At 51.1% G+C, this 305-nt stretch carries 1 protein-coding gene; it reads right to left on the reverse strand.

Features of this window, described 5'->3' with window-relative positions; all coding sequences use genetic code 11:
- Positions 1-305 (reverse strand): 4CSP family protein (locus tag F0L46_RS27810; RefSeq protein WP_149822421.1); only part of this gene is annotated, 305 nt, incomplete at both ends.

Raw genomic sequence — 305 nt, forward strand, 5'->3', positions numbered from 1 at the left:
GGGGTCGTATTTAGCGGTCAGCTCATTCCAGGATTTGCTTTCGTTATTAATTAGATGGCCGATAACACGTCGAGTACCCTTCTTCTGGGCTTCGGTACATTTCGCGCATTCGGTCTCGAGTGCCTCCCTGATGTGTTCCTTCAACTCCTTAGCGTCAGGGGCACACCTGTCCTTGTCGAGGATACATTTGATGTAAGGCTGAAGAAGTCGAGAATTGCTGAGGACCTCATCTAAATTAACGTTGTCGCAGCGAACGGTGAACTCGTCGTCAGGTGCGGCGTGAGCCACGGCCAAAACGGCAAACA

This window comes from Salinarimonas soli (assembly GCF_008386575.1).
GTDB classification, from domain to species: Bacteria; Pseudomonadota; Alphaproteobacteria; order Rhizobiales; family Beijerinckiaceae; genus Salinarimonas_A; species Salinarimonas_A soli.